The organism is Chromobacterium aquaticum (assembly GCF_021129195.1).
Classification (GTDB): Bacteria; Pseudomonadota; Gammaproteobacteria; order Burkholderiales; family Chromobacteriaceae; genus Chromobacterium; species Chromobacterium aquaticum.
Map to the genome: position 1 here is coordinate 1 of NZ_JAJOHW010000303.1, position 524 is coordinate 524.

The following is a 524-nucleotide window of genomic DNA, read 5'->3' on the forward strand; positions in this document are numbered from 1 at the left end:
GCTGGCCCAGGGCGACGATGGACGCCGGCTGCGTCCGGCGCTGCTGCGGGCGATAGAGCAGGCCTGGACGCCGCGGCTGGGCATGCTGACGCTGCATCTCGAAGGCGCGGGCCGGCAGGCGCGGCTGGAATTGAGCGCCGCCGATCCCGGCGCGATCTTTCAGTTCCTCAGCGCCTTGAACCGCGGTCCCGGCCAGGCCACCTTGTTGCGGCAGGGCATCAAGGCGGACGATCCGCGGCGAGCGGCGCTGGCCACGATACAGGTGACGTTGCGATGAGCGCGCGCTGGCGAACCGTCACCGCGGCCTTGATCACGGCCTGGCGGCGCGCGCGGCAGGTCCGCGTTCAGCCGGAATCCGGGCAGTGGCGGCATTGGGGCCGCCGCTTGCGCTGGCAGCGGCAAGTGCTGGCGTGCCACTTGGGCCGTGGCGGACAGTTGGCGCTGGCGGCCTGTGGTCTGTTGTTGGGCTACGGCGCGCTGGCGCAGTGGCCGCAGCAGCAGGACTTGCAGCAGCGGCGCCAGCG

Annotated in this window: 2 protein-coding genes; both read left to right on the forward strand. The window is 72.5% G+C overall.

All coding sequences use genetic code 11. The features are described from left to right. Window positions 1-277: hypothetical protein (locus LQT98_RS23940; protein WP_231465766.1), on the forward strand; the 277-nt coding region annotated here is incomplete at its 5' end. After that, window positions 274-524: hypothetical protein (locus LQT98_RS23945; protein ID WP_231465768.1), on the forward strand; the 251-nt coding region annotated here is incomplete at its 3' end. The genes LQT98_RS23940 and LQT98_RS23945, both read left to right, overlap by 4 nt.